The following is a 25,246-nucleotide window of genomic DNA, read 5'->3' as shown; positions in this document are numbered from 1 at the left end:
GCTCTGACCTCCGGCAACGTGGAGCCGCAGGTAGGGGTGGGTGCAGCTACGCGCCGTTGGGTGCCGTTCGGTGCAGTTGGAGGCCGTTCAGTGCACCCTGTTGCTCCCCATCTGCTCCCCGACCCCGGGCTCGTGACCGGGCTGGGCGCAACGGCTGGACGCTTGCCGAGCAGGCCGGTCATGTGTCGCTCCGTGGTCAGCCGTTTCGCGGCGAAGCCAGGGTCGAAAAGGCCGGCCACGTGGCACGTTCCTATCGGTTGAGCGCCTGGCGCCATGCGGGCACCAGGCGCTCAATTCGAACGCGGAAACCGGCCAACCCACTGCAGTTGTCGGCTGCCTCTGACAGGCACGCACCGGTCACCTGAATTGCTTTCTCAGCACCGAACTCGTGTCATCAGTTGTTGATGTCGACTAGGGACCAGATCTGCCAGTCCCCGCTGTTGCAGCCGAGGGTGTAACCGGTGAGGTGGTTGGCGTCCAGGCAAAGGCCGGTGGCCTTGTTGACGATCTTGTACGCGTTGTAGGTATGACCGTGTTTGTTACGCTTCGTGCCCAGGAAGTCGAAGTGCCACCGCTGATAGTCGCCGTTGTTGCAGCGCATCGCGTAGAGGTCACCGGCACGGTTGCTGTCGAGGCAGCGGTAGGGTTCCCGGTACTCCCGGATCGTGTGCCCATTGGGGGGATTGTCCCACACCGTCCACTCCCCGTAACCGATGTCCGGGCCGTCCTGCCGGACATCACCGTAATTGCCGTCTCGGCCCAGAGCCACGAGATGGCTTTCGGGTGCGCCGTAGTTGCTGAGATTCGAGTCGCTGGCATAGACCTGCACGAACTGAGCCTGGGCGGGCGCCGCCGTGACCACCAGCGCGGCACCGAGTGTCACCACCGTCAACGCCAACTGGGCAGTTACTCGCCTGAACGTATTCATCTTCATGTGCTTCGATCCTCCGTTTCCGAAATCTCGATGACCCTTGCACTTAAACGCGGGTCAGGCCGGTGTCAGCCGTAAACTTGAGGAACTCTTGAGCTTTTCTCACGTTCCTGGCCGGTACCAGCAGGGGCCGCCCGACGCCGACTAGTTAAGCCGATTGAAGCAGCGTTCCAACGACGTTGCGCTTGCGGTAGGTCACCTTGTCGAAGGCTGGTTATCGCCCCCTGGCCCTGCCCTTGGCGGCCCGGCGGTCGACCTGGTCCGATCGTTTGGGGGATCACGTGCCGGATCCCCCGCTCGCGCAACTCCCGGCTGGTGGAGTCGTCGGCGTAGCCCTTATCCGCGATCAGGACGCCGGGGCGTTTGCGAGGCCGACCAGTTCCGGGTTCGTTGACCCCCATCTGGTTCAGCAACGCCAGGAGCTGGGGGTTGTCGCCGGCTTCGCCGGGGCAGGGGCCACAGCGGGCGACCGCAGCCGCCGACAGCGATGTGGATCTTCGTGCTCAGTCCGCCTCGAGACCGGCCGGTGGCCTCGCCAACTTGCGCACCACCAGGCGTCGCCGCACTTGTCGGTGAGCCCCCTTTTTACGGGCACCAGCAGAAGGCCGGTCTGCCGTGAGTCGAGCGGCGGGGTCAACGAGACATTGTCTAGAGGGTCAGCGCAGCCAGCGACGGCGCATCGACGACTTCGCCAGCCAACACCATGGCACGGATCTGCGCGTCGGTGAACGACCGGTGCACCATGTCCTGCTCGGTCGCCTCGCGGTCCGGCTCTCCCTCGGTCAACCCGCTGGCCAGGTAGACGTCGAAGCCCTGGGTGGAAAAGCCGTACGCCTCGTACGGGTGCCCCAGATGGGTGACCGTCTCCGCACGCAATCCGGTCTCCTCGGCCAACTCCTGACGAGCCAGCGCGGAGGCGCCGCCCCTGACTTCGTGTCCCCAACTGCCCTGAGGGAACTCCCAGGCTCGCCGGCCAACTGGGTAGCGGAACTGCTCGACCAGCCAAAAGCCCTCAGCCCAGCGGGGCAGGACCAGCGCGAATCCGGCTTCTCCACCACCCCCTTAAGTGCCAGCCGGGCCGTCTGGCCGGCGAATGCGATCCTCCCGGACGGTCATCCAGGCGTTGGTGTAGACGGTCCGACTATCCAAGCGCTCCATCGCACGATGCTCGCAGATCAACTGCATCGGTCGAACCTGGTCCCCAAGCCGCGCCCCCTAGCTGTCCCGGGCAATAAGCAGATTCAGTGGGCCGGGTAGCAGATAGTTGGTCCGCCGCCGCCAATCTCACTGGGACTCCGCAGCCCCACCGGGACAGGACACACATGTCCTGGCTCCGTGAGACTGGCAAAGGTTCAACTCTCCGAACTGGGGTTCGCCAGTTGCGCTGAGCACGATCTCGACTCCTGGGCTCTGCCTTTCTGACAAGTGCAGAATAGACGTGGGAGACGGCCCGTAAACGGCCCCAGGGCGGCGGGATGGCTAAACGTCGGCTGGGTCGTGGCAGCGATGCGTCTCCGTGGATGACCTCTCGGATCATGAGGTGTTTCTTGTTTCTTGCTTCAAGAGGCCATCGTCGCGAAGGCGCTAGTCCTCAAGCGCCTGACCGCGTACCTCGGTTATGCGTAGTGTCGCGTGTCTGAATTGATTTGACGGTTGTGGTGGGCGACAATGAGGCATGTCTGTCGCAGTTGCGCTGGTTCTTCGTCCCGGTGATGGTGCGCGCCTGCGGGAGTTGACGCGCTCGTCTGCTGCGCCGGCCGGGCATGTGCAGCGGGCTCGGATGATGTTGCTGGCTGCCGAGGGACTACCGAATGCGGAGATCGGACGGCGGGTCGGGATGACGCGGCAGACGGTAATCGCTTGGCGGGCGCGGTATGAGGCCGGCGGCATCGTCGCGCTGGCCGATCTGCCACGCTCAGGCCGGCCGGGCCGCATCGACGAGGCGGCCGTGATCGCATCGACGCTGAACCCGCCACCGTCGCAGCTGGCGGTGACGCATTGGTCGGCGCGGCTGCTCGCGGACCAGTTGAGCAGGGCGGGGATGCCGGTCAGCTTCGCTGAGGTGGCCCGGATCTGGCGGGCCTGGGGATTACAGCCGCACCGCGTGGAGACGTTCAAGTTTTCCACCGACCCGCAGCTGGAAGCCAAGATCCGCGACGTGGTCGGCCTGTATCTCGACCCGCCGACTAACGCGGTCGTGGTCTGCGTAGACGAGAAATCGCAGATCCAGGCGTTGGACCGGACCGCGCCGCTGCTGCCGATGCGCTTCGACGCCGCGGAACGCCGTACCCACGATTACCGCAGGCACGGCACCACTACCCTGTTCGCGGCGCTGGAGGTCGCCACCGGGAAGATCACCGCGGACGCCGGCTACGAACGGCACTCCAGCTCCGAGTTCCTGGCCTTCCTCAAACAGGTCGCCAAGGCCCACCCACGGGTAAAACTGCACGTCGTGTGCGACAACTACGCCACACACAACCACCCGAACGTCAAAGCCTGGCTGGCCAAGCACCCCCGGATCACCCTGCACTTCACCCCGACCAGCGCCTCCTGGATGAACATGGTCGAGATCTTCTTCGGGATCATCAGCCGGCAGGCCATCCGCCGCGGCAGTTTCACCAGCGTCACCGACCTGATCGCCGCGATCCGCGCGTTCATCGACGGCTACAACGAACGCTGCCAACCGTTGCGCTGGACCAAGACCGCCGACGAGATTCTCGCGAAGTCCACACGTAGCCCGTCCGCATGACGTCAGAGATCACGCCACACATGCGGCTCCTGGTAGGCATGCCAGCCGCGAAAGAACCAGTCCGCCAAGTCCCGCAGCCGCTCCAGGCAGTCCTGGTAATACTCCGCCGGCTCCGGCCGAGGGAAGTTCGGGTGGCTGGTCCACTCCGCCACGAAATGTGAGACCTCATAGAACCCCTCCGCCATCCAGCGCGGCACCTCGTCATGGCCTTCGTGCTGCTGACAGGCCATCCGCATCGCCTGCTCCAGCCGGCTGAACGCTGCCCGGTCCCAGACAAGAGCATCGCCCCGCAGGCGCAGCAGGAAGCTGCCCTCAACGGCCTCGAACTCTCTCCCCAGCACGGTCAACGCGTCGTCCACGTTCGCACTCTGGCAGCCCGGTACGACAACGTCCGTACGTCAAACTACTTCAGACACGCGACAGTAGCTGGCGCACGTCGCGCGGGGGACGCTGCCCGCCACCGAGGAGGACCGTGACCGCGACGTCGATCAGGTCATCCGCCTGCTCACGGCCTCGGACGCCGGTCAGGAGCGGGTGGGCCCGTAGCGGTCATGTGGTGCCACGAGGCTTTCCCTGGTGACCGGTCCGTATGATCCGGCGATGATCAGCGAGCCGTTGCGCCCCGGCCCGGCGGCCACCGGGCGGCGACCGCCCAGCATCAGCGCCAGCGTGCTGCTGTTCGCGCTCTGGTGGTGTACGTGCTTGCCGTTGACATCGCGCTCCTGGCCGAGGTCGGCGGCGCCGGGAACTGGCTCGCCCTGGGTGGCTGCACGGTGGCCGTCGGTGTCCTGCTCCGTGGCCTCCGGCGCGGGGGCCCGACCGCGTGGCGGGTGGCCCAGCGATTCGCCGTGGGCGTCGGGCTCGCCTTTCTCGGTGGTGCCGGGACGATGCTGCTGTTCGGGCCGCGCCTCGGGTCGCTGATCACGCCGCCGGTCGAACCCGTTGTCGTCGTGGGGATCCTGGGCGGGCTGCTGGCGGTGCTGGCCCTGCTCGTCAGCGGGCTGCTGCTCCGCACCGCTTCAACCCGGGCCTGGTGCGGTCGCTGATCGCTCATCGACCAGGATGGCGCCATGCACTCGATCTTCACCGGCCGGCTCCTGCTGCCCCTGCTGTCCCCGCTCCGGCGTACTGCCGCGGTCACCCTGGGGGACGGAACTCCGGTGGCGGTGCTGCGCCGGAAGTTCGTGTCCAAGCGGCATCAGTTCGACGTTCTTGATGCTGGAGCTACGACGCTGCTCGCCACCGGTGCCGCCACCAGCTTCGCGAACGACCATCACCAGCTGGTCGGACCGCGTTCCGAGGTCATCCTGGAATATGATGCCGAACCTTTTCCGAACCACGAAGGTCATTCCAGAACACGCGATACCACCCCTGGGCGAAAACCCTCGTGGGACGCCTGATGACCCGATCTACCCGGTGACCAGCCGACCACCGAATCGGCGCAAAATTCTCGCTATCGCCAGGCACGCTCATCTCGGCTACTTGTTTCATTGACCTGCGACCGTGGCCCAGCCAGGCTTCGGTCGAGGCGCTCGGGCTGTCGCTCTCATTTCGGCTGCCCACGCTGGTCGTGTGGCTCTCATTTGGCCTGCGCGGCCCGGGCGTCGCCCCAGAGCGGGGAGAGGCTCAAGAGGGGTTTGCACTGCTCAAAGTAGCGTTGCCCTCCCGGCTCGACATCCCAGGTGGATCGAGCATCGGAGGAAGCGTTGAGTGGCACGTCAGATCGTGTGGTCATCGGGATGGACCCGCACAAGCGCTCTGCCACAATCGAGGTCATGACCAGCGACGAGACCATCGTCGGCGGCGGCCGGTTCGACACCGACCGCGGCGAAGAAGAGTCTGTCCGCCGCCCAGGCCAAGACACTGCTGGCCACTGTTCGGCCCCGTGACGTGGTCGGCAAGACCCAGCGCCGGGTCGCCGCGGAGCTGATCGGTGACCTCGAACGCGTCTACCGGCGTTCCAAGGAAGCCAACAAGGAACTGAAAGAACTCGTGGCTTCCACCGGGACCACGCTGATGGACCTGCACGGCATCGGACCCTCCGGCGCCGCCCGGCTGTTGGTCGAAGTCGGTGATGTCACCCGGTTCCCGAACCGGGCCCACTTCGCCTCCTGGAACGGCACCGCTCCCATCACCCCAGCGTCCAGTGGCAACCACGCCGAGATCGCCTCGACGGTCACCGGACCGGCCGGACCGATCTTCGTCAAGGCGGCCTCCGGCGAGTTGAGCGTTCGGTCGCTGCGCTACGAACTGGCGGCAACCCAGGCCATCGACCGGCACCCGCCCGCAGTCCTGTGGCAGTTCGAATCCGATGGCTGGCTGGTGGTGGGGACCGAGCATCTTCCCGGTCCCCACCCCGACCTGTCTCCCGGCAGCACGGACCTCAATCTGCTCCTAGCCGCACTGACAGCACTTCAAGAGACGCCGGCACCCGGCGAGACATGGTTCACCCCAGCAGCCCGGCTCGAGTTCGCACACCCCGCGATGGACGGCGAGACACTTATCCATTCCGACCTCAACCCGGCGAACTTGATCGTGACCCCACTCGGCCTACGCATCGTGGACTGGGCGTGGGCAACCAAGGCCGCCGCATGGGTCGAACTCGCGTTGCTCGTCCCATGGCTGATTGGTAGCGGCCACACCGCCGAGCAGGCAGAATAGTGGCTCACCCAGCTTCCCGCATGGACCGCGACTGACCGTCAGGTCTTGGACGACTTCGCGTCAAAGAACGCAACGAAGTGGGCGGCCAAGTCCCGGCAGAACACCGAGCGTTGGGTACGCGACCTCGCAATGTGGACCGGCGAGTGGGCGGATCACCGGACCGACGGCCATCAGTCCGCCCGTGAGCCACAGCGCGGGGGCACCCTCTCGTGATGTGGGCGCCGGTGCTCCTCAACCAGCCAGCAGGCCCGCTCGGGACCGCAAATCAGCTCACTCAGCCGGGCGGTCCAGGGCGGCCCGAACCGAGAACCAGCCGCGCTGCTCCCAATCTGCTCCCAATGTAAGCAGCACATACCGCGAGGCCCGTTACCGATGACTCCGGTAACGGGCTTCTGACCTGCGAAAACTAAGGGTGGGCGATGCTGGTATCGAACCAGCGACCTCTTCGGTGTGAAACAGGACGCCGCACCGACTCTGACCTGCGGCAACGTGGAGCCGCAGGCAGGGGTGGGTGCAGTTGAGCGCCGTTCATTGCCGTTGGATGCAGTTCAAGGCCGTTCAGGGCACCCTGTTGCTCCCCACCTGCCCCCTAACCGGGCTCACACTGGACCGCCGACCGCCGACCGCCGATCGGTCGTGAGCTGACGGCCCAGTGCCTTGATTGGCAGCAGGGCTGGCTCCCGCAGCTGCATCGGTCGATCGGGGTGCACACCCATGATCGCCGCGCTTTGTCAGCGGCAGATGCGTGCACCCGATCACCATCGAAAGTTGCAAATGGATAGTGGTGGCCTTGGTCTCGCCGCCTCAGGGGACATCTTGACCTCAACCAGGCTTCAGCTTGAACACTGGCCAGGACACTGTCTCACGTTAGGGATGCTGCACATGCGCGCAATCCAGGTGGCCGTGTTCGGCGGCCCGGAGGTGCTGTCCCCCGCGGATCTGCCCGACCCGGTGCCCGGACCCGGCCAGGTCGTCGTCGGCATGGCTGCGGCGGACGTCATTCTCCTCGACACCCTGCTACGCAGCGGCTGGGGCCAGGACTTCTTCCCGCGGACATTGCCGTACGTGCCAGGTGGCGGAGGGGCGGGCGCGGTCGTGGAGACCGGCAAAGGGGTGGACCCGGCATGGATCGGTCGGCGTGTGGTCGTACGGACCAGCACCGGTTACGCCGAACGGGTCGCCGCGGACGTCGAGGAGATCATGCCGGTGCCCGACGGGCTGGCCATCGAGGCGGCGGCCGCGCTGGTGCACGACGGCGTGACCGCGCTCAGCCTGAACCGGCTGGGCGCGCCGGAGAAGGTAGAATGGGTGCTTGTCTCAGCGGCTGCCGGCGGAGCCGGATCGCTGCTGGTGCAGCTGGCCGCCGAAGCCGGCGCCCGGGTGGTCGCCGCCGCATCCAGCGACGTCAAACTGGCACTGGCCCGCGAGCTGGGCGCGGAGGTTGGCGTCGACTACACCCGGTCGGACTGGATCCGCCAGGTGCGGGAGGTGACCGGTGGCGGCGCCGCGCTGGCCTACGACGGGGCGGGTGGCTCGCTCGGCACGGCCACCTTTGACGCGGTGGCCGACGGCGGCCGCTTCGTCACCTACGGCACCGCCGACGGCTTCGCCGCACCGGACCCCGAGTCGGCCGCGCGCCGCGACATTTCGGTGCTCGCTCCGCTACTGGACGGCCCACCGAACCAGGAGACCGTGCGCGAACTGCTAGGCCTGGCACTGCAACGCGCCGCGGAGGGACGGCTGCGGCCGGCGATCGGCGCCACCTACCCGCTGGAGCAGGCCACTGACGCCCACCGTGCACTTGCCGCGCGCACGACGGTGGGCAAGTCCCTGTTGCTGGTCGGTGACCGAACGGCCAGCTGATGACTGCCGTCGATGCCGATGGCGCTGGAACCGATTCGCCGCTGCTTCAGTGCTGGGGGACTGTGGATCTAAAGGTGTTTCCGGCCTGACCTGCCAGGCGTTGTGCCTGGTGAGGAGGGTGCCGTGATGACCGCGACACAGAACGATCAGGCTGGACGGAAGAAGCGGGTGGAGCCGTCGGCGGAGGCGAAGGCCGCCACCGAGCTGGTCCGGGCGGCCAAGGAACAAGGTCTGTCCTTGACCGGTCCGGATGGGCTGCTCAGGCAGTTGACCAAGACGGTCTTGGAGACCGCGTTGAACGAGGAGATGTCCGAGCACCTCGGTTATGCCAAACACGAACCCGACGGCGCCGGCTCGGGCAACATCCGCAACGGCAGCCGGTCGAAGACGGTGCTGACCGACACCACCGGGCCGGTGCAGATTGACGTGCCACGGGATCGGGCTGGCACGTTCGAGCCCCAGATCGTGCGGAATCGGCAGCGCCGGTTGTCGGGGGTCGACGAGGTCGTGTTGTCGTTGTATGCCAAGGGTTTTGACGACCGGGGAGATCTCAGCGCATTTTGCCGAGATTTACGGCGCTTCGGTCAGTAAGGAGACGATCTCGCGGATCACCGACAAGGTGATCGAGGAGATGACCGACTGGTCGCACCGCCCGTTGGATGAGATCTATGCGGCGGTGTTCATCGACGCGATCGTGGTCAAAGTTCGGGATGGGCAGATCGCGAACCGGCCGTTCTACGCCGCGATCGGGGTCACCCTCGACGGGGAAAAGGACATCCTCGGCCTGTGGGCCGGCACCGGTGGTGAGGGCGCGAAGTTCTGGATGAGTGTGTTGACCGACCTGCGCAATCGGGGCGTGAAGGACGTGTTCTTCCTCGTCTGCGACGGCCTCAAAGGCCTCCCCGACGTGGTGACGAACGTGTGGCCGCGATCGTGCAGACCTGCATCATCCATCTGATCCGCAACACGTTCCGGCTCACCTCGCGCAGGTACTGGGACGAGTTGAAACACGACATCAAGCCGATCTACACCGCCGTCAACGCGGCTGCGCCCCGGGCGGCGTTCGAGGACCTGGCGGAGAAGTGGGGCGGACGGTATCCGGCGGTGATCCGCCTGGGGGACAACGCGTGGGCCGAGTTCATCCCGTTCCTCGACTACGACGTGGAGATCCGCACCGTCATCTGCTCCACTAACCTCGGTCTTTCATTTGAATGTTGGTTAGTCGGCGATGTTCGATGAGGTCGGGTTTTCGCGGCTGTGCTCGTTGGAAAGCATGTCGAGGGCCCGGCGCGGGGACCGGGTTCCTACGGGTAGCTGGTTGGGGCGGGGTTGCTCGGGTCAGCCGCAGGCTCGCGTATCGCCGACGTGCGGCGGTGTTGCCGCAGTTCGTGAGGGCGCTGACTCGGCACGGCTGGTCGTGAGTGGTCGGCGCGTAGGGCCATGGCGAAGGTGATCGCGCCGAGGGCAGCCAGGGTTGCTATCGCGGCGAAGACTGTGCGTGGCCCGCTGAGTTGTATCGCCGGTCCGGCGGCGGTGTATCCGACGAATGCCCCCAGGTTTTCGGTGGTCGTCACGGCGGTCATCACATGAGGTCGGATAGGTGCCGGGGTGCGTAGGGTGACGCGTGTGTTGATCGTTGCGGCCAGCATCGGCGTGGCCAGTCCTACCAGGAACAGTCCGCTGGCCATGACGATTGTCTGGTCGATGAGTAGTAGCCACAGCGGGGCGCATTGCAGCATGGCGGCGCCGGTGAGGGCGGTGTTGTTCATCCGGCCCAGGCCGGTGACGGCTACCAGGCTTCCGATGGCGAGGCCAGCGCCGTTTGCCGCGATGAGTAGCCCTAGCGTTCGAGGGTCGCCTCCCAGATCATTCAGGACCAGCACTGGTAGGCAGATGAATATGGCGGGGACCGAGATGGTCACCAACGTCAGGGCGAGCACGAAGCGCCGAAGTGCTCGGTGGCGCAGCGTGTGGTGTAGGCCCGTGAACGTGGAGGCCTGCTCGTGGCTTGTACGAGAGGACGCCCTGTCCGTGCCTGCCACAACGGTGGCGGGTGGCCGGACGAAGGCGGCCAGGATGACGAAGGAGACGAGGTACGTGCCGGCGTCGATCCAGAGGACCTGGGCTGGTCCGAGCAGGGCGATGAGCAGGCCGCCGAGGGCGGGTCCGGCGAGTGCGGCGATTCTGGTCGCACCGTCGATCAGGCTGTTGGCGCGGGCGAGGAGTTTTTCGTCGGTACCCCGTATCGGGCCGAGGAGGTCGGCCAGGATGAGCCGCTGCGAGGAGACATAAGGCGCAGTGAACACACCGAGACTGAACGAGACCGCCAGCAAGACCGGCAGACTCAGCCATCCCGTCTGATGCAGCAGCGGGATCAGCGCCATCAAAGGTACGCGCGCCCCGTCGCAAATCAGCATCGTGTGCCGCACACCGAGCCGGGCCACGACCTTGCCGCTGGGCAGACCCAGTGTCACGACGCCGAGGAACTCTGCGGCCATAACCGCGCTCATCTTCACCGGCGAGCCGGTGGTCACCAGAACGAACCACGGCAGCGCCAGGAGGGTGAGCCAGGAACCGAAGGTGGACAGCAGCTTCGCGACGAACAGGGCGAGCAGTCCCGGTGTGTGCAGCATCAGCTCGGGCCGTCGTACGTGGGGACGGCGTATCCGAAGAAGGCGACGCGGCGGGTGTTCGCCTTGCGGGGCCGTGCGGCAGCGGTGTACTCACCGATGAGGGCTTTGATGCGCTCGGTTACCTCGACAAGCTCGTCGGGGTCGAGGTAACCGATGTCTTCGCCGACCCAGGCCGCCTCCTGCCAGGCGGTGTCGAAGTCGTCCTGGTGGCGTTGGTAGGCGTCCAGTGCGGCGAGTCGCTGAGCGATGAACTGCTCTCGCAGCGCCCGAGAGGCGGCGGTGAACTCTGGTGAGCCGTCACCGGTCGCTGTCCAGGTGATCCCTCGGCTGGTTGCTCGCCACGGCCGTTCGCGTCCTTCAGCCAGGTCGGGTGCGGGCTCGACGAGACCCCATTTGGCCAGCTGGCCGATGTGATAGCTGATGGATGCCGTGGACTCGCCGGTCCGATCTGCCAGTTTTCGCCCGGAGGCCGGACCGTCGACGGTGAGCAGTTCGAGCAGCTTGAGACGGATGGGATGAGCGAGCGCGCGTAGCGCCTGCGGGTCGGTGAGTTGCTTCCTCTGGCCGGACGACATTGAGCCAACATAGCTTGGCCAACACTTCTTGGCCAAGCTATGTTTTCGGAGTACCACCGAGCCGGAGCGACTGCGCCCAAGATGGGGCCGCCAAGGGCACCGGCGAACTCGTGATGATGCCGTCCGTTGCGCATCCTCAGCCGAGTTCGGCGCGCTCATCTCGACTACTTGTTTCATTGACCTGCGATCGTGGCCCGGCCAGGCTTCGGTCGAGGCGCCCGGGCTGTCGCTCTCGTTTCGGCTGCCCACGCTGGTCGTGTGGCTCCGCCAGGGCCGCAGCGCCGCCGAACTCCAAGCCAAGTCCCGCCACCGACACCTCGCCTACTCTGGGCATCTACGTCCGGGTCGGTGAGGAGACCTCCGCACGCATCACCGCCGAGAACGACGAGCACCACCGCCGACACCGGCGCTGACCTCCCTTCCCACGTACCGGGATCACGGAAAACGCCGAAACGCGTCCGGCAACCCAGCCGTCCTGAGGTAGTTACTCCAGGTGCGGGCCTAGATCAACTGCTCACCGTTGTTTTGGTCTGGAAACTACGGGCGGCCCTCGAGGTGAAGGCCATCACACGCACGCCCGTAGCTAGCCTTTGGCGACAGAACGTCGTAATGTTCGCGACAGGCCGTCGCATAAAGGAGTAAGACGCCGTGACGAAGCAGGCAATGAACACGGGTACGGGCGGCGAAACCCAGAAGCTAGTCGTCGTGACCGGAGCCTCCACGGGCATGGGCGCGGCAGCCGCCCACGAACTGGCTCGCCGGGGATTCCACGTCCTGGCTGGCGTGCGACGCGATCGTGATGGCGACGCCATCCGGGCGGCCGGCGTCGAACCGGTCATCCTTGACATCACCGAGTCCGAGCACGTGAACGCACTCGCCGCCCGGGTCGCCGCAGACCCTCGCGAGTTGCACGCGCTTGTCAACAACGCCGGCATCCAGGTGAACGGGCCGGTCGAAGCTTTGCCCATGGAGCAGTGGCGGTGGGTGTTCGAGGTCAACCTGTTCGGCCACATCGCCGTCACCCAGGCGCTCCTGCCAGCCCTGTTGCGCAGCAAGGGCCGAGTGATCAATATCAGCTCGATCGGCGGCCGGGCCGCCATGGCCACCTACGGCGCGTACGCCGGCGCGAAGTTCGCCCTAGAGGCGGTCAGCGACTCATTGCGTCGGGAGGTCGCGCCGCTGGGCGTACACGTGGTCGTGGTCGAGCCCGGCGGCGTCCGCACGGAGATGGCCACCCGCGGGGTCGCCACGGCGAACGACTTGGCCGCGCGGATGACACCAGAGCAGGTCGAGCGCTACGGCAGTCTGGTCCAGGCGAACAACGCCTTGATGACCTCGGGCACTGCATCGGGCCTGACCGCCGATGCCGCCGCCCGAATCATCGTGAAGGCCGTGATGACCCGCAGACCGCGTGCCCGCTACACCGCCGGCCGGGATGCCGCCATGATCATCCCCCTGACCCGGATACTGTCCGACCGCACGCTCGACCGCATTCTCGCCGCCAACCTGCGCCGCCATTACCCGAAGCAAGCCACCGCGTAGTCACCGACCTCCCTTGCTCAGAGGGCACGGCACGCTCGGGGCGGGCACGGGACCCCATCGAAGGAGGATGATCGGATGCCGCGTATCCGGGGAGTCAACCTCGAGGAGCACCACGAACTGGTGTGGGCCGACCTCGCCGAGGCGATACGGCAATTGCTGCACGAACGCGACTACGAATCGATCAACATGGGCCACATCGCCGCCCGGGCCGGGCTCGCGCGCAACACTCTGTACAACTATGCGACCGACAAAAGCGCCCTGGTCCAGGCGTTGACCGAGCGTAGAGGCCGGCCCACGGTCCAGCGGGTGACCGCAATCGCCGCGCGTTCCGCGGAGCCGGCAGCGCAGCGCATGCTGGAAATCATCCAGGAGGTCTTGGAGGCGTTCACGGACCCGGCCATGCACTTGATGTTCCGGCCGGGCACCCGCATGCCGGCCGCCGAAGTGCCCAAGGGGCCGGACAACCCGTTCCACGCCATCGTGGTCGAGGTGGAACACGTTGTCCGAGACGGGATGGCGCGCGGCGAATTCCGCAACGTCGGCGACCCGCACCTCGCAGTGGAGTTGCTGTCCGGTGTCATGCGCGCTGGCGCGGAACGTATCGGCCGGGACCCGGCCGCCTTCGCGGCTACGGTCCGAGCAGCGCGAGAAATAATCCTTGCTTCCCTGACTGCTTAGTGCGTCGTTTCTTAAATGGGTGACTACCGATCAAAGCCGCTTTCCCGTGACGATTGATGTAGCTGGGCGTCGTCGTGGTAAGGCGGTTGCCAACCACACTCCAGCACGTGAGCGGCGTGCACGCTCATCGACATAAGAGGACGCCGCCCGACTGACGACCGGGAACACCATGGCTGACATCTTCGGGTCCGCCGAAGAGGTCACCGTTCAGGAAGCCCTGCTCAGAGGTTCGCCAGTGGGATCTGGGTCTCAGCTCGCGGGATCCGTACCGACGGCACCGCGACGACAGCCAGAGCCGTGCATCGAAGCGGGCTGGCCTCGTGATTGGCGCCGGCAGGCCTCAGTTCAACAGCCGGCACCAGCCAGTCGGGAGGCTGGAGGCTTGACCTCTTCGGTGTGAACTCTCGGCAAGCCGGTCGGATCGGGCTTGATGCGAGGTCGGACGGCCTGCTGACGCGCTTCTCGGCTCGATTCGGCTGGCGCGGTTGCTGTACTTCGCTGCTGTACCACTGGCCTCAGACGAGGCGCTGAATCCGCACCTTCGGGTGCACGTTTCTCAGGTGTCCTTGCTTGTGTTGGCGGACCTGTTCGTCCCAGACCTCCTGGTCGTAATCCGGGTCCGGTGGGATCCACTTGTGAGAGCCGTCGCTGTAGTGGAACTTCTGGTCGCCAGGCCGCAGGATGCTCACCGAAGCCAGCCGAGGAAGCGTCTGTGCAGCGCCCCCGCCGGCACCCAGGTCAGATCCTCAGATGCCCGCACCAGCTGCGCACCTAGGTACAGAGCCAGGGATATCGGAGCATCGTCGAACTCCGCGCGTAGCTCGCGCTGCCGTGTGCGGCAGGGCCAGGGAGCATCGCAGCCGCCGCAACTCCAGATCGGCAGCACCGGGCCGTGCGTGGTCATGCGCGGCCTCCGAGCAGCGCCGCCGTCATCGACCGCGCCTGCCGGCTGGTCGCCCAGTCCACCTGCCAGCACGGGTACGGCGTGAGCCGCGACCACCACGCCCGGCAACCGGTGCACAGGCCGTCCTTAGCGAGGAGGTGTACGACCAGGATTTGCCGCTCCGCGTCGTTGCTCACTGCTCCTCCATGGCGGGCCAGTGCCCCCGATTGATCGGAATGCGGTGTCGGCTACGGCAGGGCAAGTCGGCCCCACAGCGGCAGATCCACCTCCACTTCGGCCACGACCATGCCGGGCGGTGTCGTCGTGCCAGGGTCATCGCGGCAGCGATCAGGTACTGGTCGTAGGTCACTCGTCGCCATGGTGGTGTCCTGTCCCGCATCACTGGCTCCCTCCGCCGGGCAGCGCTCCATAACCGACCCCGAACCACGGGACCGGATCTGGAACGTTCGGTAACTGCGACGCTACGATCACGACGACGGCGGTTGGACTCACCCGCAGTACGAGTGAGCAGGCCAGATGAGCTGCCGCAGCGTTGGTTTCACGGCGGAACGTCGACCACGGGTCAACGTAGGGATGACGCATGAAAGGTCACGGACGATCAGCACCAAATCGCGGCGAGGTGACCGGCTACCTGTTCAAGCTGATCCGGGAGTCCATCCCGCTCACGCAGGAGCAGCTCGCCGCCGACCTGGACGTCGATCGCGTGACCGTGCAGAGCTGGGAATCCGGGCGCCGGCCATTCACCGCGGTACCGCTCGGGCAGGCGATCGCCGTCCGACGCCGGCTCGGACGGCTCGGCGCGAACACACTGCTGCTCGCAGCACTTGACGACGCCGCCGAGGCGGATCTCATCCTCGCGGCCGTCCTCAAGGAACATGTGGGCCGCTGCGACATCGCCGAACAGCCGCTGGGCTGGTCCGTACTCACCCACCGTCTGAACGACTTGATCCTCTGGGCCGTCCTCGGGCAGACACCGACCTTCGCCAGAGGGCTACCCATCGCCCATCTCCGGCGGGGTCCAGTCGCGTCCGGGCCGACCCTGCCCGTCGACGAGCAACGTGCGTTCTTCGCTCACCTTCACGTGCTCGCCGATCGCGCCGCAGCCGGACGGCATCGGAACGTGCTGCTGCACCGGCAAGCCTGCTTCCTTGCCGGCATGGACCCCACCAAGGCAGCAGCAGGTTGGCTCACCCAGGCCACCGCCCGAGCACGCCGCACGACCACCTTTCGCACCTGGTCACCGCTGTGGCCCGACGCCCGCTCCGTCGTCACGTCCCTCGCTAACCAGGGCGACCCGGAACCGTTACGAGACTTCATCGCTCGCGCACACCCCGACGACGCCTGCGAGCGAGCAGCCCTCAACTATTCGGCCTACTGGGTGGGCGAGATCCCGTACCGCCACCGCGACGACTCCTTCATGCCCGAAGCGCTCGCTGACTGGCATGGCTCAATCCTTCTTCGGCACCTGGTCCATCGCCTCTATCCAGAGCATCCCTTCGTCGACCTCAACATCCACAACGTCTGGGCTCTGCTGGCCGCACGACGCGGTCTCGCTCTCGACAACCCTGCCGCGACTCGGGCGCTCCTCGACCGCAGTGTCCCGCTCCTGGAGAGCGACCGGATCTCCGCGCAGTCGCGGCAGGAACTAACCTCTATCGTTTACAGCATGCGGGCGGACGGACTCACCGGCACAGGGACGGGCAGATGACCGACGATCACGACGCCGCCGGAGCGATGAACTTCATCTTCGAAGCTGGCGTCCTCAAACGCGCCGCCCGGACCGGCTGGTGGTTCGCCGGCGTCAAGCAACCCGAGTCCATCGCCGAGCACTCCTTCCGAACGGCGCTCATCGGAATGATGCTCGCCGCCATGGAGGGCGCCGATGCAGCCCGAGTGTCAATGCTCTGCGTCCTGCACGACACCCAGGAAACCCGAATCACCGATATCCCACACATCGCCAAGCGCTATCTCACCGCCGTACCCAACACCGCCGTCACCGCCGACCAGGTCGCCGCCTGTCCCCCAGCCGTCGCCGAAGTCATCACCGCCGCAGTCGCCGAGTACGAAGCTGGCGAGACACTAGAAGCTGTCGTCGCTCGTGACGCTGACAAGCTGGAATGCCTCGTCCAAGCCGTCGAGTACCGCCACCAAGGCGTCGACAACGTGCAGCGCTGGATCGACAGCTCACGAGCCGCTCTAAAGACCGCCAGCGCCCACCGTCTTGCCGACGCCGCCCTCAGCGGACAACCCCTGGCCTGGCTCATACCCCCGCCGCAGGACTAAGCGGACGTCTGATTCACGTATTTTGCGTGTGTTGTGGTTTTAGTCGTCTCGCCAGGTTGGGGTGGTTTCGGTGGTGAGGCGTATAGCGAGGTTGTCGATCATGGCGATGGTGATCATACTGGCGGAGTTGTCGGGTCGGGTTTCGTAGTCGCGCACGAGTCGTCGGTGGTGCATGAGCCAGCCGATGGTGCGTTCGACGACCCATCGGCGTTTGACGACGCTGAAGCCCTTGACGTGCGGGTCTTTGGTGACGATCTCGACGTCGACGCCGAGTGTGGCGCCGTGTTCGACGACGCGGTTTTTGAATCCTGCGTCGGCCCAGGTCTTGGTCAGGGTGGGGTAGGTGGCGGTGGCCCGGTCGAGTAGGTCCATGCCGATGGTGTTGTCGCTGGCGCTGGCGGCGGTGACGATGACGGCGAGGAGCAGGCCGAGGGTGTCGGTGATGATGCCGCGTTTGCGGCCGACGATCTTCTTTCCGGCGTCGATGCCCTGGGTGGTCAGGGGGACGTTGGTGGAGGTCTTCACGCTTTGGCTGTCCATGATGGACGCGGTGGGTTCGATGGTGCGGCCGTGGTGGTCGCGGACGAGTCCGGTGAGCTGGTAGTTCAGTTCGGTGAAGATGCCTTCCTTGCTCCAGGCGGCGAAGTAGCCGTAGACGGTCCGGTAGGGCGGGAAGTCGTGGGGCAGGTAGCGCCAGGCGATGCCGGTGCGGTTGACGTACAGGATGGCGTTGAAGATGTCGCGCAGGTCGTGGGTGGGGGCGCGGCCGCTGACGCCGGCGTCGGTGCGGGCCTGTCGCCAGGCGGTCAGACGGGGTGCGATCAGGGTCCATCGGGCGTCGGACAGGTCGGACGGATAGGGTCGCCGTGTGGTCATGGCTCAGGCGTACGGCGGCGGGGCGCGGGCGTGATGGACTTCATGTCCGTCGATGTCAGGGTAAAAGTGAGCCAGACACGATCGCCCTGCGGAATGCTCTGATTCCGGTCAGGGCTGAATCGGCCGGGATGCATCCTTTCTCGGTCAGGTCGGACACCTTGCGCCCGTCGAGGCCGACACGCAAATCGGCTGCTACTGACGCGAAGATAAAGCAAACGTCCAGTCAGACAACGATGGAACTCACGCCGGAACGCCGCCAGCCGCCCGACCTCATCGGTCAACCCAGCATCATGCACACTGATCACCAGACAGCCCTTGGTTTGCGATCTTCTTCCCTAGACAAGAGGAATGATCGATCAAGGGCTGTCCCCATGATTAGCCGGGGTCGATGCCACCGCCCCGCAGGTTAAAAACCAAGCTAGGCCGTGTTTCAGAAGTGGGCAGGGTTGACCGCCCGAATTTGATCAACCGGCGTGTCGGTGATCGATAGACAGCGAGGTCTCCGGTAGATCGTTCTTCGACCAAGAAGATGTGAACACCGGAGACCTCGTGGCCAGCGTAGCGGCAACGAGGCGGCACGACCTGACCGACGTGCCGTGGGCGGCGTTGGAGCCGTTACTGCCCAAGGGTAAGAAGTCGGGTCGGCCGCCGAAGTGGAGTAAACGGCTGCTCATTACTCAGCTGATCCGTGCGCGGATCGTCAAGCACTCGGCGCGCATCGTCAACGACTTGCTGACCGCCGGTCGGTACCCTGGTCCCAACAGGACGATGGGCGGTATTTCTGACCAAGGGCTCGCGGACAGGAAAGGACAGTTGCGTGAAGGTTCACAAAACTCAAATCTCTGGGGCTAGTAGGGTCCGGCGGGTGCTGCGGGCGATGCTGGTGTTGATGACTGCGGTGGTGATGGCGTCGGCGCTTGCCACACCCGCGCAGGCCGGGACGGACGCCACCGCATGCACGTATTACGGATGCTACAACGGCCAAGGCTGGGGCTCCGGCTATGGGGAATGGAACCACTCTGGCGATGTGATGTGGGTTTGTGACGCCTACTCGGACGGCTGGTCCGTGGTCGTCATAGCCTGGTTGGACGGCGTCCGAGCCCCAAATAAGTGGGACACGAGCGGGGCGGGGGATGGTTGCACGCAGCGATCCTACGGAGACCTCCCAGAGGGCACCGAGGTTAAGTTCCAGGCATGCCTCGGCGACTACAGCGAGACGATCATTCGGAGCTGCGGATACACGAGTTGGGCATACGCGTGACACCTTGGGCAGACCGCGTCCGTTGAGTCACGGAAGCTGGCCGGGAGCCCCTCCGTGATGGGCCCCGAGAAGCCGTCGGCCACCCTGAACCTCTACACCCGCCGCTTTGACCGACGGATCAACGACGGGTTCGCTGACGATCCGCTGAGTCCCAACGACGACTAACGCTGCAATCAGCAAGAGGCATCCTCTCGCGAGGGTGCCTCTTCTGCGCTTGTACGGTGGTGGACGAGGCAGGTTCAGCTGGTCGTAGCATTTGATCTTGCTGGCTCGGTGGGACAGGATGTTACGCCGTGCGCGCAATGTTGACCTTGACTGACTGTGACGAGATATCCCGTGGCCTGGCCGAAGGCCTGGAGCACAAGCAGATCGGGGTCTTGATCAGCCGGAACCCGTCGGTGGTCTCGCGGGAGGTCGCCCGGCACGGCGGCCGGGCCGCGGCGGGGAGCCGACACCACATGAGCGAGCACACACCGCAGCACGATCCCCGCAATCCCGCATCCACCTCCGACACCGGGCGCAGCATCGGCGTCCGGCTCGCCGCCCGCCTGGTCGCCGCCTACGGCCGGGCCGGGCGAGGCGGTCGTCGACGTCACCGACGGCCACTCACTCGCCGAGGCGTGCGGGGCCGGGGGCCCGGCGGCACCACCCGGCGTGGTTCACCGACGCCGCCAGCGGCGCCGGTGGGTGCGGCACCGCCACCGCACCCGGCGTTCGCCGGTCCGGGCAGCCGCCCGGCGCCGGAACCTGGGACACCGACCAGCTCGACATCGCCGCCACCATCGTCGACGTCGGCGTCGCCAAAGGCGTACCCCGCTGGGGTTGTGTCATCGCCCTCGCCACCGCCATGCAGGAATCCCGCTGCGCAACCTGCCGTACCGCGGCCACCACAACGACCACGACTCGATCGGTACTTCGCCCACGATGTCTGGGCGAACTAGGGCATCCACTAACAGTGAGGATGGACGAGAGAGTCCTCCCGGTCCGGTCTGACCCGCCCCCTAACTGACTTCGGGTCTTGAACGGGATCTGTCGGCCGTGGCCGGGAGGACTGCTCGTGCACTCACCTGACGTGGCCGTGACCTGATAGGAGCCTGGCCAGAGGCCCCATCACTTAGCGAGACAGGCCCGATCCTGCACTCCGAAGGTCCCAGCGACGGGGAGTGGCTTGACCGCTTCTACGTCAGCATCATCGAAGGCGGAGAAGGTGGCGGAGGGGCTGGCGGTGAGTTTCCCACTAGGGCAGGCCGCCGGTGGTCGACGCCGGCCAGTGGGCGCCTCAGTGTGCAGATGAACCCGATGTACAAGCCGGGCGACACCGGGCCGGTGCCGGGCGGCGGGCGTATCAGCGCGAGCCTGCAGGGCGCCGGCATGGTCCTGGAATCGTCAGCATGATCATCTGCGGGGCAAACATCGGCGACGACAAGCCGGCCGCCCAGAGTCAGCCTCAACTGTCCACGTCGGCTCAGGTTCAGCGCATCACCGCCACGAACGCCGACACCAACGACCCCGTGCCGATGCTGCGACCCACCGCCGTCGCTGTCGCGCCCACCAAGACGGCGCCGGCCCGGAAACCGGCACCCCAGCCGTTGCGCACCAGTAGTCCACCCAAAACGCCGTACTACAAAAATTGTGACGCGGTACGAGACGCCGGAGCCGATCCCCTCTACCCGGGTGAGCCCGGCTTCCGACCCGAACTGGACCGGGACGGGGAGGCGTGCGAACCGGACGGCGGCAACGGCGACACTGGCCCAGCCCCGGACGGCGACGTGTACTACGCCAACTGCACAGAGGTTCGGGAGGCAGGCGCCGACCCGATCCACAAGGGCGACCCGGGCTACTCGCGGAAACTGGACCGGGACGGCGACGGCATCGGCAGCGAGTAGCGCCATGGCGCGACGAAGCTCCGACCAACCAAAATGTCGGGGCTTCCTTCTGTCCGGTGCCCGGACGGCACTACCGGACGCCGGAAAGGATCGATGCCCAACTTGTCGCAGCCCTCATGATGCTGCTGGCATCCTGGACGAAGCGGTCGAACGATCGGGGCATCGGACTGCCCTGTCACCGCCCGCGGGACTAACCAACCAGAGCCGCTGCTCCCAACCTGCTCCCAATGTAAGCGGCACATACGGCGAAGCTCGTTACCGACTAATGCGGTAACGAGCTTCTGACCTGCACAAACTGAGAGTGGGCGATGCTGGTATCGAACCAGCGACCTCTTCGGTGTGAACTCTCGGCAGCGTGATCGGATCGGGCTTGATGCGAGGTCAGACGGTTTGCTGGCGCGCTTATCAGCTCGGTTCGGCTGGCACGGTTGCTGTACTTCGCTGCTGTACTGCTGGCGTCAGACGAGGCGCTGGATGCGGACCTTCGGGCGCTCGTTCCTGAGGTGGCCGTGCTTGTGTTGGCGGACCTGTTCGTCCCAGACCTCTTGGTCGTAGTCCGGGTCCGGTGGGATCCATTTGTGGGAGCCGTCGCTGTAGTGGAACTTCTCGTCACCGGGACGCAGGATGCTCATCGGGTCCAGCCAAGGAAGCGGTAATGCAGGTGGCCGGCGGGGACGTGGGACAGGTCCTGGGCGGCGTCGACGAGTTGGGCGGCCAGGTAGAGGGCTAGTGACACCGGGGCTCGGTCGTACTCGGCTCGCAGCTCTTGGCGTCGGGTCTGGCATGGCCACTCCCGCGCACAGCCGCCGCACGTCCAGGCTGGCTTGATCGGGTGGTGCGTGGTCACTGCGGGCCGTCCTGGTTGGGCCAGTGGCCGCGGTTGATCGGGATGCGGTGGCGGCTTCGGCACGGCAGATTGCCTCCGCAGTGGCAGATGCGCCGCCAGTGTCGCCAGGACCAGACCGGCCGGTGACGGCGAGCGAGAGTGAGTGCCACTGCCAGCACGTACTCGTCGTACGAAACTCGCTTCACCGGCCCGCCGCTCCCGTTCGCGTCATGGTCTGCCGTGCTGCCCGATTCGAAGGGAGGACTGCCGCCTCCTCGTGCCGCAGCAATCCGGAGGCGTGGATGCCCGAACGCGGGGGACGCGCCGAACATCCACGCCTGCGAGGACGGCCCACAGCGCCAACCGAGGGAATCGACCTCCTTGGCAACCTCCCACAGGTACCGTTGGGTAGTCAAGGGCTGACGTAGGTGGTCTACTCGTGTTGCCAACCGAGGAGAGCCACGTGCCACCGCGTTACCGCTACGAGCAGATCGCCGACGACCTCTCCGAACGCATCAAGTCCGGCGAGTTCCAGCCCGGCTCCAAGCTGCCCAGTCGGCGTGAGTTGATCGAGCATTACGGGGTCACCGAGCCGGTGATCGACCGCGCCATGCAGGTACTACGGATCAAAGGGATGACCGAAACGCTTCCCGGCGTTGGCGTCTTCGTCGCCGAGTAGATCCCTCCGCAGAGCCAGCCGCCGCAACCGCGATCCCTCGCTTGGAAGCTCTGTGCACTACGCGTCCGCGCTCGTCTGCGAGTGGATCTGCACACGAAGCAGCGTCCCTCTCCGTGCCCGTCTCGACATCGCTGTTCGGGATCGTTGCTGTCGGAGTCGGAGTCGGCGACGGCGGGCGTCAGGCAATGTTGCCACCGCCGCAGGCAACCCGGCACGATCGGTTCGTGACTCCCGAAGAAGCCCACCTCCGCTGCGAAGCAGTTTCGTGGATCAGCCACGACTTCCCGGGCTGGCTGCGGGTACGCCTCGTCGACGTCAACAACACGTCGTGGTACTTCGTCGACAAGGTCCCGGTCTTCACCGCTGACAATTCGCGCCTTGAGGCTCGCCTGCCTGCACCTGTCCACATCCTGTGCAGCATCGTCAACCGAGATGACGGTGCACTCGTCGTCTCAACCGCACCGCACGGGGTCGAAGCCGAGGACGGACAATGCCTGTTCCGGGTGCATCCGGGCCAGCTCGACCGATACACGGTTTAGGAAGGCAGTTGCGCTGCGTTGAGCAAAGATGCCTTGAGCAGCGAAAAGGCCAGTCAGCCATTCCCTGACCCCCTAGATCGTTCGGCGCATAGTCCGGATCTTGGCCATGGATCCCTGACCACCCCTTTCGATACGAAGATCACGGCGGCAGTATGTCCATGTGGCATCGACAGAGACAGGACAGCAGGCCCTTCAAGCGCGGGCGGCTCTAATTTTGGCAGCTCGCCGTCGCTCGCTGGTGACGTACAAGGAGCTGGGTCTAGCGATCGGCATGACGGGAGTGGCCCTCAGCACCCATATGGGCCGCGTGCTGGACAAGCTTTCGGACCTGTGTATCGAGGCCGGCGAACCGTCGCTCGCAGCCCTCGTTGTCAACTCGACAACCGGGGCCCCGGGCAAAGGCTACGACGACGGCGGGGTCCCCTGGCACACCGCGGTGCAGGAGGTCTTTCGCCACTGGGCCAAGCAGTAAGCTCGCGGCGGGCACGGGGAACTCTCGCTAGCACAGCGCCGAACCCGGACGACTCGCTTACAAGCTCTGTGCACCGCGTCCGTACATGTCCGGGAACGGCCGCAAGCTCGGAACGTCGTCCGTGTCCGCCTTCGCCAGCGTGCGGCCGTCCGGGACAGTTGCTGTCAGCGTTGCTGTCGACAGCCATTGCGCTGGCGACCCGGCTATGGTCACCCCTCCGGCCCGGGCGGTAACCCCGCGACCTCGACAGGTCGCCACCAACGCGTAGATCGACTCAGCGGGGGACAATGGAACCCGACGAGGGAGGTCGGCGATGGGTGAGGATCGAGGGCACACCGAACGGTCAACGGACGAGGAGTTCGCCCACCTGCGGCACGTCAGGTTCGGCGAGCTGCCCGCCCGAGTCACGCCGGCCGAGGACCTGGTCGAGACCGTAGACACAGATCCCCCGCACGAGGATCCGCCGCAGCCTCCAGTGCGCCGCGAGTGGGGGGCGTAGGAGCTGCAGCGAGCACGAACCGTGGAAAGGGACGACCCCCGCCGGGGGGAGCCTGGTCGCGGTAGTCGGTCAGTGTCAGCAGACATCGTCAGGTGAACTCACGCGCGCTCGCTCTGTCGCTCCTTCCGTCCGTCATCGCCGCGCAGCAGACTGTTTGCTGACTCCGCACGACCGTGGCTGGTGAAGCCCACGCCCAACTCCTGGTCCTGGTCGTGGTCCTAGACCTATAGATTGCCGGCGCGGCGGTTGCGGATGGCTCCATGCGCAGGTTACAAGCCCCGGCTCGTCGGTCTGAGGCTGCAGCGGTCTGGTAGCAAGTCCGACAGCCGGTTGAGATACTGCCCGCTCAACCGGGCGCAGCGACGAGGAGGACGAGCTCATGATTCCGTTCAGGGTGCGGCTCGCCGCGGTCGTCATCGTGGGCTTGACCCTCGGTGGAGTGCTGAGCTGGACGGCCGGCTTGTGGCCCGGTGACCAGCCGCGGGCCACTGTGGACCATTGCTACGTCACCTACGACCGGTTGGAGGTTATGCACAGCCGCTGCATCGGCAACTGGACTCGCGGCGGCCACGGGCATCAAGGGCCGATCTACGGAGTCGATGTCAAGGAGTCCTGGAAGGCCATCGACGAAGAACCGAACAGCGCCTACGAATGGGAGGTCGCCATTCCGGAGTCGGTCAAGCAACCCCGGGTGCTCGCCGACGGTCAGCAGTCCGCGACGCTTTCGACGCTTGCCCTGCCGTGGGGAACTATTCCCGCCGCCATCGCGGCCCTGCTGGTCGCGCTGGCCTGGTCGATGACCGCGACACTCAAGGCGCGCAAGCCGATGCGGAGCGCCCCGGCCGAGCTGGCCGACTCGGCCGCCACACCAACCTGACCCGATCCGGAGACAGCCCAGAGTGCACCCTGTGGGCTGGACAGGAACGGCCGCATGTTGCTGCGGGTAGCGATCCTTCTCATGCAGTTCACTAACTACAGGTAGGGCGGACCCGGCCGGGCTGGTGATCGGGCCGAACACGTCCTGCTACCTGGACAGATGTCCTCACCAGTGGTGATCGTTGGTCACTCACGATCGACCTCCGACGGCCTGGTGACGGCCTGGCCCTGGTCCTCGTCGACCTGCCCCGAGCCGGGCCGGCGCGCTACGACCGAGGTCCGTGGGATCATGAGCTCATGTCGACAACCCGAAAGAGCCGTGCCTCGTAGATCATCAGGGCAGATCCGGGCAGGCCTACGTCGGCAACCACGGCCCGGAGAACGGATCGCAGTCGTTCCTGGCATTCCTCGCCGAGGTCAGTCCGACATTGCCGAGGTCGAGCGGTCACGCCTACACCCTGGCGCGGTCGCCGAGGCCCTACAGGGCTGGAAGCTGTACGTTCGCGCATCTCG

At 66.0% G+C, this 25,246-nt stretch carries 26 protein-coding genes and 3 pseudogenes; 18 read left to right on the top strand and 11 right to left on the bottom strand.

The window, feature by feature from the left end; genetic code table 11:
* Positions 1 to 394: 394 nt before the first annotated feature.
* The 3 genes and pseudogenes from PCA76_RS09135 to PCA76_RS09130 all read right to left on the bottom strand — a co-directional run bounded on the left by PCA76_RS09135 (position 395) and on the right by PCA76_RS09130 (position 1,960).
* A complete protein-coding gene (locus tag PCA76_RS09135; RefSeq protein ID WP_272616617.1) occupies positions 395 to 928 on the bottom strand; it encodes an RICIN domain-containing protein in 534 nt (177 codons plus the stop codon).
* A 153-nt stretch (positions 929 to 1,081) separates the two neighbouring features.
* A pseudogene (locus PCA76_RS32795) lies at positions 1,082 to 1,516 on the bottom strand (transposase); the annotation flags it as partial.
* Between the two features lie 63 nt (positions 1,517 to 1,579).
* A complete protein-coding gene (locus PCA76_RS09130; RefSeq protein ID WP_336298074.1) occupies positions 1,580 to 1,960 on the bottom strand; it encodes an NUDIX hydrolase in 381 nt (126 codons plus the stop codon).
* Between the two features lie 646 nt (positions 1,961 to 2,606).
* On the opposite strand from PCA76_RS09130, the gene PCA76_RS09125 reads away from it, so the two are divergent.
* Positions 2,607 to 3,680, top strand: coding sequence for an IS630 family transposase (locus tag PCA76_RS09125; protein WP_272616616.1), 1,074 nt, complete (start codon positions 2,607 to 2,609; stop codon positions 3,678 to 3,680).
* 2 nt (positions 3,681 to 3,682) lie between these two features.
* On the opposite strand, the gene PCA76_RS09120 is transcribed toward PCA76_RS09125, so the two are convergent.
* Positions 3,683 to 4,039: a hypothetical protein gene (locus PCA76_RS09120; protein ID WP_272616615.1), complete on the bottom strand. Its 357-nt coding sequence runs from the start codon at positions 4,037 to 4,039 to the stop codon at positions 3,683 to 3,685.
* A gap of 339 nt (positions 4,040 to 4,378) precedes the next feature.
* Here PCA76_RS09120 and PCA76_RS09115 point away from each other — a divergent pair, with 339 nt between their 5' ends.
* From PCA76_RS09115 to PCA76_RS09090, 5 genes and pseudogenes are all read left to right on the top strand, one after another.
* Positions 4,379 to 4,726, top strand: coding sequence for a hypothetical protein (locus tag PCA76_RS09115; RefSeq protein ID WP_272616614.1), 348 nt, complete (start codon positions 4,379 to 4,381; stop codon positions 4,724 to 4,726).
* A 24-nt stretch (positions 4,727 to 4,750) separates the two neighbouring features.
* Positions 4,751 to 5,080 (top strand): hypothetical protein, encoded by a 330-nt coding sequence (locus PCA76_RS09110; protein ID WP_272616613.1) that lies wholly within the window; start codon positions 4,751 to 4,753, stop codon positions 5,078 to 5,080.
* Between the two features lie 490 nt (positions 5,081 to 5,570).
* A complete protein-coding gene (locus PCA76_RS09100; RefSeq protein WP_336298054.1) occupies positions 5,571 to 6,341 on the top strand; it encodes a transposase in 771 nt (256 codons plus the stop codon).
* An 882-nt stretch (positions 6,342 to 7,223) separates the two neighbouring features.
* Positions 7,224 to 8,204, top strand: coding sequence for a zinc-binding dehydrogenase (locus PCA76_RS09095; protein ID WP_272616612.1), 981 nt, complete (start codon positions 7,224 to 7,226; stop codon positions 8,202 to 8,204).
* A gap of 126 nt (positions 8,205 to 8,330) precedes the next feature.
* Positions 8,331 to 9,398: pseudogene (locus PCA76_RS09090) on the top strand (IS256 family transposase); the annotation flags it as partial.
* A 110-nt stretch (positions 9,399 to 9,508) separates the two neighbouring features.
* On the opposite strand, the gene PCA76_RS09085 reads toward PCA76_RS09090, so the two are convergent.
* The gene (locus PCA76_RS09085) at positions 9,509 to 10,837 is read right to left on the bottom strand and encodes an MFS transporter (protein ID WP_272616611.1); all 1,329 of its coding nucleotides are present in this window, start codon (positions 10,835 to 10,837) and stop codon (positions 9,509 to 9,511) included.
* Positions 10,837 to 11,412, bottom strand: a complete 576-nt coding sequence (locus PCA76_RS09080; protein ID WP_272616610.1) for an ArsR/SmtB family transcription factor — start codon at positions 11,410 to 11,412, stop codon at positions 10,837 to 10,839. Before PCA76_RS09080 ends, PCA76_RS09085 begins: the two co-directional genes overlap by 1 nt.
* Positions 11,413 to 12,060: 648 nt before the next feature.
* Between PCA76_RS09080 and PCA76_RS09075 the strand changes: the two genes are divergently transcribed.
* Both PCA76_RS09075 and PCA76_RS09070 read left to right on the top strand, forming a co-directional pair.
* Positions 12,061 to 12,954: an SDR family oxidoreductase gene (locus tag PCA76_RS09075; protein ID WP_272616609.1), complete on the top strand. Its 894-nt coding sequence runs from the start codon at positions 12,061 to 12,063 to the stop codon at positions 12,952 to 12,954.
* Between the two features lie 75 nt (positions 12,955 to 13,029).
* Complete coding sequence (locus PCA76_RS09070; protein ID WP_272616608.1) at positions 13,030 to 13,632, top strand: TetR/AcrR family transcriptional regulator; 603 nt, start codon at positions 13,030 to 13,032, stop codon at positions 13,630 to 13,632.
* Positions 13,633 to 14,147: 515 nt separating this feature from the next.
* Here PCA76_RS09070 and PCA76_RS09065 read toward each other — a convergent pair.
* Positions 14,148 to 14,321 (bottom strand): hypothetical protein, encoded by a 174-nt coding sequence (locus tag PCA76_RS09065; protein WP_272616607.1) that lies wholly within the window; start codon positions 14,319 to 14,321, stop codon positions 14,148 to 14,150.
* Positions 14,322 to 14,532: 211 nt separating this feature from the next.
* Positions 14,533 to 14,712: a hypothetical protein gene (locus tag PCA76_RS09060; RefSeq protein WP_272616606.1), complete on the bottom strand. Its 180-nt coding sequence runs from the start codon at positions 14,710 to 14,712 to the stop codon at positions 14,533 to 14,535.
* 404 nt (positions 14,713 to 15,116) lie between these two features.
* On the opposite strand from PCA76_RS09060, the gene PCA76_RS09055 reads away from it, so the two are divergent.
* Complete coding sequence (locus PCA76_RS09055) at positions 15,117 to 16,244, top strand: helix-turn-helix domain-containing protein (protein ID WP_272616605.1); 1,128 nt, start codon at positions 15,117 to 15,119, stop codon at positions 16,242 to 16,244.
* A complete protein-coding gene (locus PCA76_RS09050) occupies positions 16,241 to 16,819 on the top strand; it encodes an HD domain-containing protein (protein ID WP_272616604.1) in 579 nt (192 codons plus the stop codon). The genes PCA76_RS09055 and PCA76_RS09050 overlap by 4 nt, the downstream gene beginning before the upstream one ends.
* A gap of 39 nt (positions 16,820 to 16,858) precedes the next feature.
* Here PCA76_RS09050 and PCA76_RS09045 read toward each other — a convergent pair whose 3' ends face one another.
* On the bottom strand, positions 16,859 to 17,695 hold the full coding sequence (locus PCA76_RS09045) for an IS5 family transposase (RefSeq protein WP_272616603.1): 837 nt from the start codon (positions 17,693 to 17,695) through the stop codon (positions 16,859 to 16,861).
* Between the two features lie 549 nt (positions 17,696 to 18,244).
* Here PCA76_RS09045 and PCA76_RS09040 point away from each other — a divergent pair.
* On the top strand, positions 18,245 to 18,547 hold the full coding sequence (locus tag PCA76_RS09040; protein WP_272619830.1) for a hypothetical protein: 303 nt from the start codon (positions 18,245 to 18,247) through the stop codon (positions 18,545 to 18,547).
* Between the two features lie 711 nt (positions 18,548 to 19,258).
* Positions 19,259 to 19,393: pseudogene (locus PCA76_RS32790) on the top strand (helix-turn-helix domain-containing protein); the annotation flags it as partial.
* Positions 19,394 to 19,562: 169 nt separating this feature from the next.
* Here PCA76_RS32790 and PCA76_RS09035 read toward each other — a convergent pair.
* Entirely contained in the window at positions 19,563 to 19,787 is a 225-nt protein-coding gene (locus tag PCA76_RS09035; RefSeq protein ID WP_272616602.1) for a hypothetical protein, read from the bottom strand.
* A gap of 560 nt (positions 19,788 to 20,347) precedes the next feature.
* On the opposite strand from PCA76_RS09035, the gene PCA76_RS09030 reads away from it, so the two are divergent.
* Positions 20,348 to 20,842 carry an excalibur calcium-binding domain-containing protein gene (locus PCA76_RS09030; protein WP_272616601.1) on the top strand — a complete coding sequence of 165 codons (495 nt, stop codon included), beginning with the start codon at positions 20,348 to 20,350 and terminating at the stop codon, positions 20,840 to 20,842.
* 458 nt (positions 20,843 to 21,300) lie between these two features.
* On the opposite strand, the gene PCA76_RS09025 is transcribed toward PCA76_RS09030, so the two are convergent.
* A complete protein-coding gene (locus tag PCA76_RS09025) occupies positions 21,301 to 21,474 on the bottom strand; it encodes a hypothetical protein (protein ID WP_167362340.1) in 174 nt (57 codons plus the stop codon).
* A gap of 657 nt (positions 21,475 to 22,131) precedes the next feature.
* Between PCA76_RS09025 and PCA76_RS09020 the strand changes: the two genes are divergently transcribed.
* From PCA76_RS09020 to PCA76_RS09000, 5 genes are all read left to right on the top strand, one after another.
* Complete coding sequence (locus PCA76_RS09020) at positions 22,132 to 22,347, top strand: winged helix-turn-helix domain-containing protein (protein ID WP_272616600.1); 216 nt, start codon at positions 22,132 to 22,134, stop codon at positions 22,345 to 22,347.
* A 113-nt stretch (positions 22,348 to 22,460) separates the two neighbouring features.
* A complete protein-coding gene (locus PCA76_RS09015) occupies positions 22,461 to 22,886 on the top strand; it encodes a hypothetical protein (RefSeq protein WP_272616599.1) in 426 nt (141 codons plus the stop codon).
* Between the two features lie 238 nt (positions 22,887 to 23,124).
* Positions 23,125 to 23,358 carry a hypothetical protein gene (locus PCA76_RS09010; RefSeq protein WP_272616598.1) on the top strand — a complete coding sequence of 78 codons (234 nt, stop codon included), beginning with the start codon at positions 23,125 to 23,127 and terminating at the stop codon, positions 23,356 to 23,358.
* 313 nt (positions 23,359 to 23,671) lie between these two features.
* Positions 23,672 to 23,857 carry a hypothetical protein gene (locus tag PCA76_RS09005; protein WP_272616597.1) on the top strand — a complete coding sequence of 62 codons (186 nt, stop codon included), beginning with the start codon at positions 23,672 to 23,674 and terminating at the stop codon, positions 23,855 to 23,857.
* Positions 23,858 to 24,236: 379 nt separating this feature from the next.
* Positions 24,237 to 24,734, top strand: a complete 498-nt coding sequence (locus tag PCA76_RS09000; RefSeq protein WP_272616596.1) for a hypothetical protein — start codon at positions 24,237 to 24,239, stop codon at positions 24,732 to 24,734.
* The last annotated feature ends 512 nt before the right edge of the window (positions 24,735 to 25,246 follow it).

The sequence above is a fragment of the Micromonospora sp. LH3U1 genome (assembly GCF_028475105.1).
GTDB lineage: Bacteria > Actinomycetota > Actinomycetes > Mycobacteriales > Micromonosporaceae > Micromonospora.
Note: the sequence above shows the minus strand (reverse complement) of the source record. Positions and strands in the feature narration are given on the sequence as shown.

Coding starts and splice junctions, on each gene's coding strand:
- PCA76_RS09125 (WP_272616616.1), top strand. CDS start 2,607: ATGTCTGTCGCAGTTGCGCTGGTTCTTCGTCCCGGTGATGGTGCGCGC.
- PCA76_RS09005 (WP_272616597.1), top strand. CDS start 23,672: ATGGGTGAGGATCGAGGGCACACCGAACGGTCAACGGACGAGGAGTTC.
- PCA76_RS09135 (WP_272616617.1), bottom strand. CDS start 928: ATGAATACGTTCAGGCGAGTAACTGCCCAGTTGGCGTTGACGGTGGTG.
- PCA76_RS09085 (WP_272616611.1), bottom strand. CDS start 10,837: ATGCTGCACACACCGGGACTGCTCGCCCTGTTCGTCGCGAAGCTGCTG.
- PCA76_RS09080 (WP_272616610.1), bottom strand. CDS start 11,412: ATGTCGTCCGGCCAGAGGAAGCAACTCACCGACCCGCAGGCGCTACGC.
- PCA76_RS09095 (WP_272616612.1), top strand. CDS start 7,224: ATGCGCGCAATCCAGGTGGCCGTGTTCGGCGGCCCGGAGGTGCTGTCC.
- PCA76_RS09030 (WP_272616601.1), top strand. CDS start 20,348: ATGATCATCTGCGGGGCAAACATCGGCGACGACAAGCCGGCCGCCCAG.
- PCA76_RS09050 (WP_272616604.1), top strand. CDS start 16,241: ATGACCGACGATCACGACGCCGCCGGAGCGATGAACTTCATCTTCGAA.
- PCA76_RS09055 (WP_272616605.1), top strand. CDS start 15,117: ATGAAAGGTCACGGACGATCAGCACCAAATCGCGGCGAGGTGACCGGC.
- PCA76_RS09025 (WP_167362340.1), bottom strand. CDS start 21,474: ATGAGCATCCTGCGTCCCGGTGACGAGAAGTTCCACTACAGCGACGGC.
- PCA76_RS09000 (WP_272616596.1), top strand. CDS start 24,237: ATGATTCCGTTCAGGGTGCGGCTCGCCGCGGTCGTCATCGTGGGCTTG.
- PCA76_RS09035 (WP_272616602.1), bottom strand. CDS start 19,787: ATGACACAACCCCAGCGGGGTACGCCTTTGGCGACGCCGACGTCGACG.
- PCA76_RS09045 (WP_272616603.1), bottom strand. CDS start 17,695: ATGACCACACGGCGACCCTATCCGTCCGACCTGTCCGACGCCCGATGG.
- PCA76_RS09110 (WP_272616613.1), top strand. CDS start 4,751: ATGCACTCGATCTTCACCGGCCGGCTCCTGCTGCCCCTGCTGTCCCCG.
- PCA76_RS09070 (WP_272616608.1), top strand. CDS start 13,030: ATGCCGCGTATCCGGGGAGTCAACCTCGAGGAGCACCACGAACTGGTG.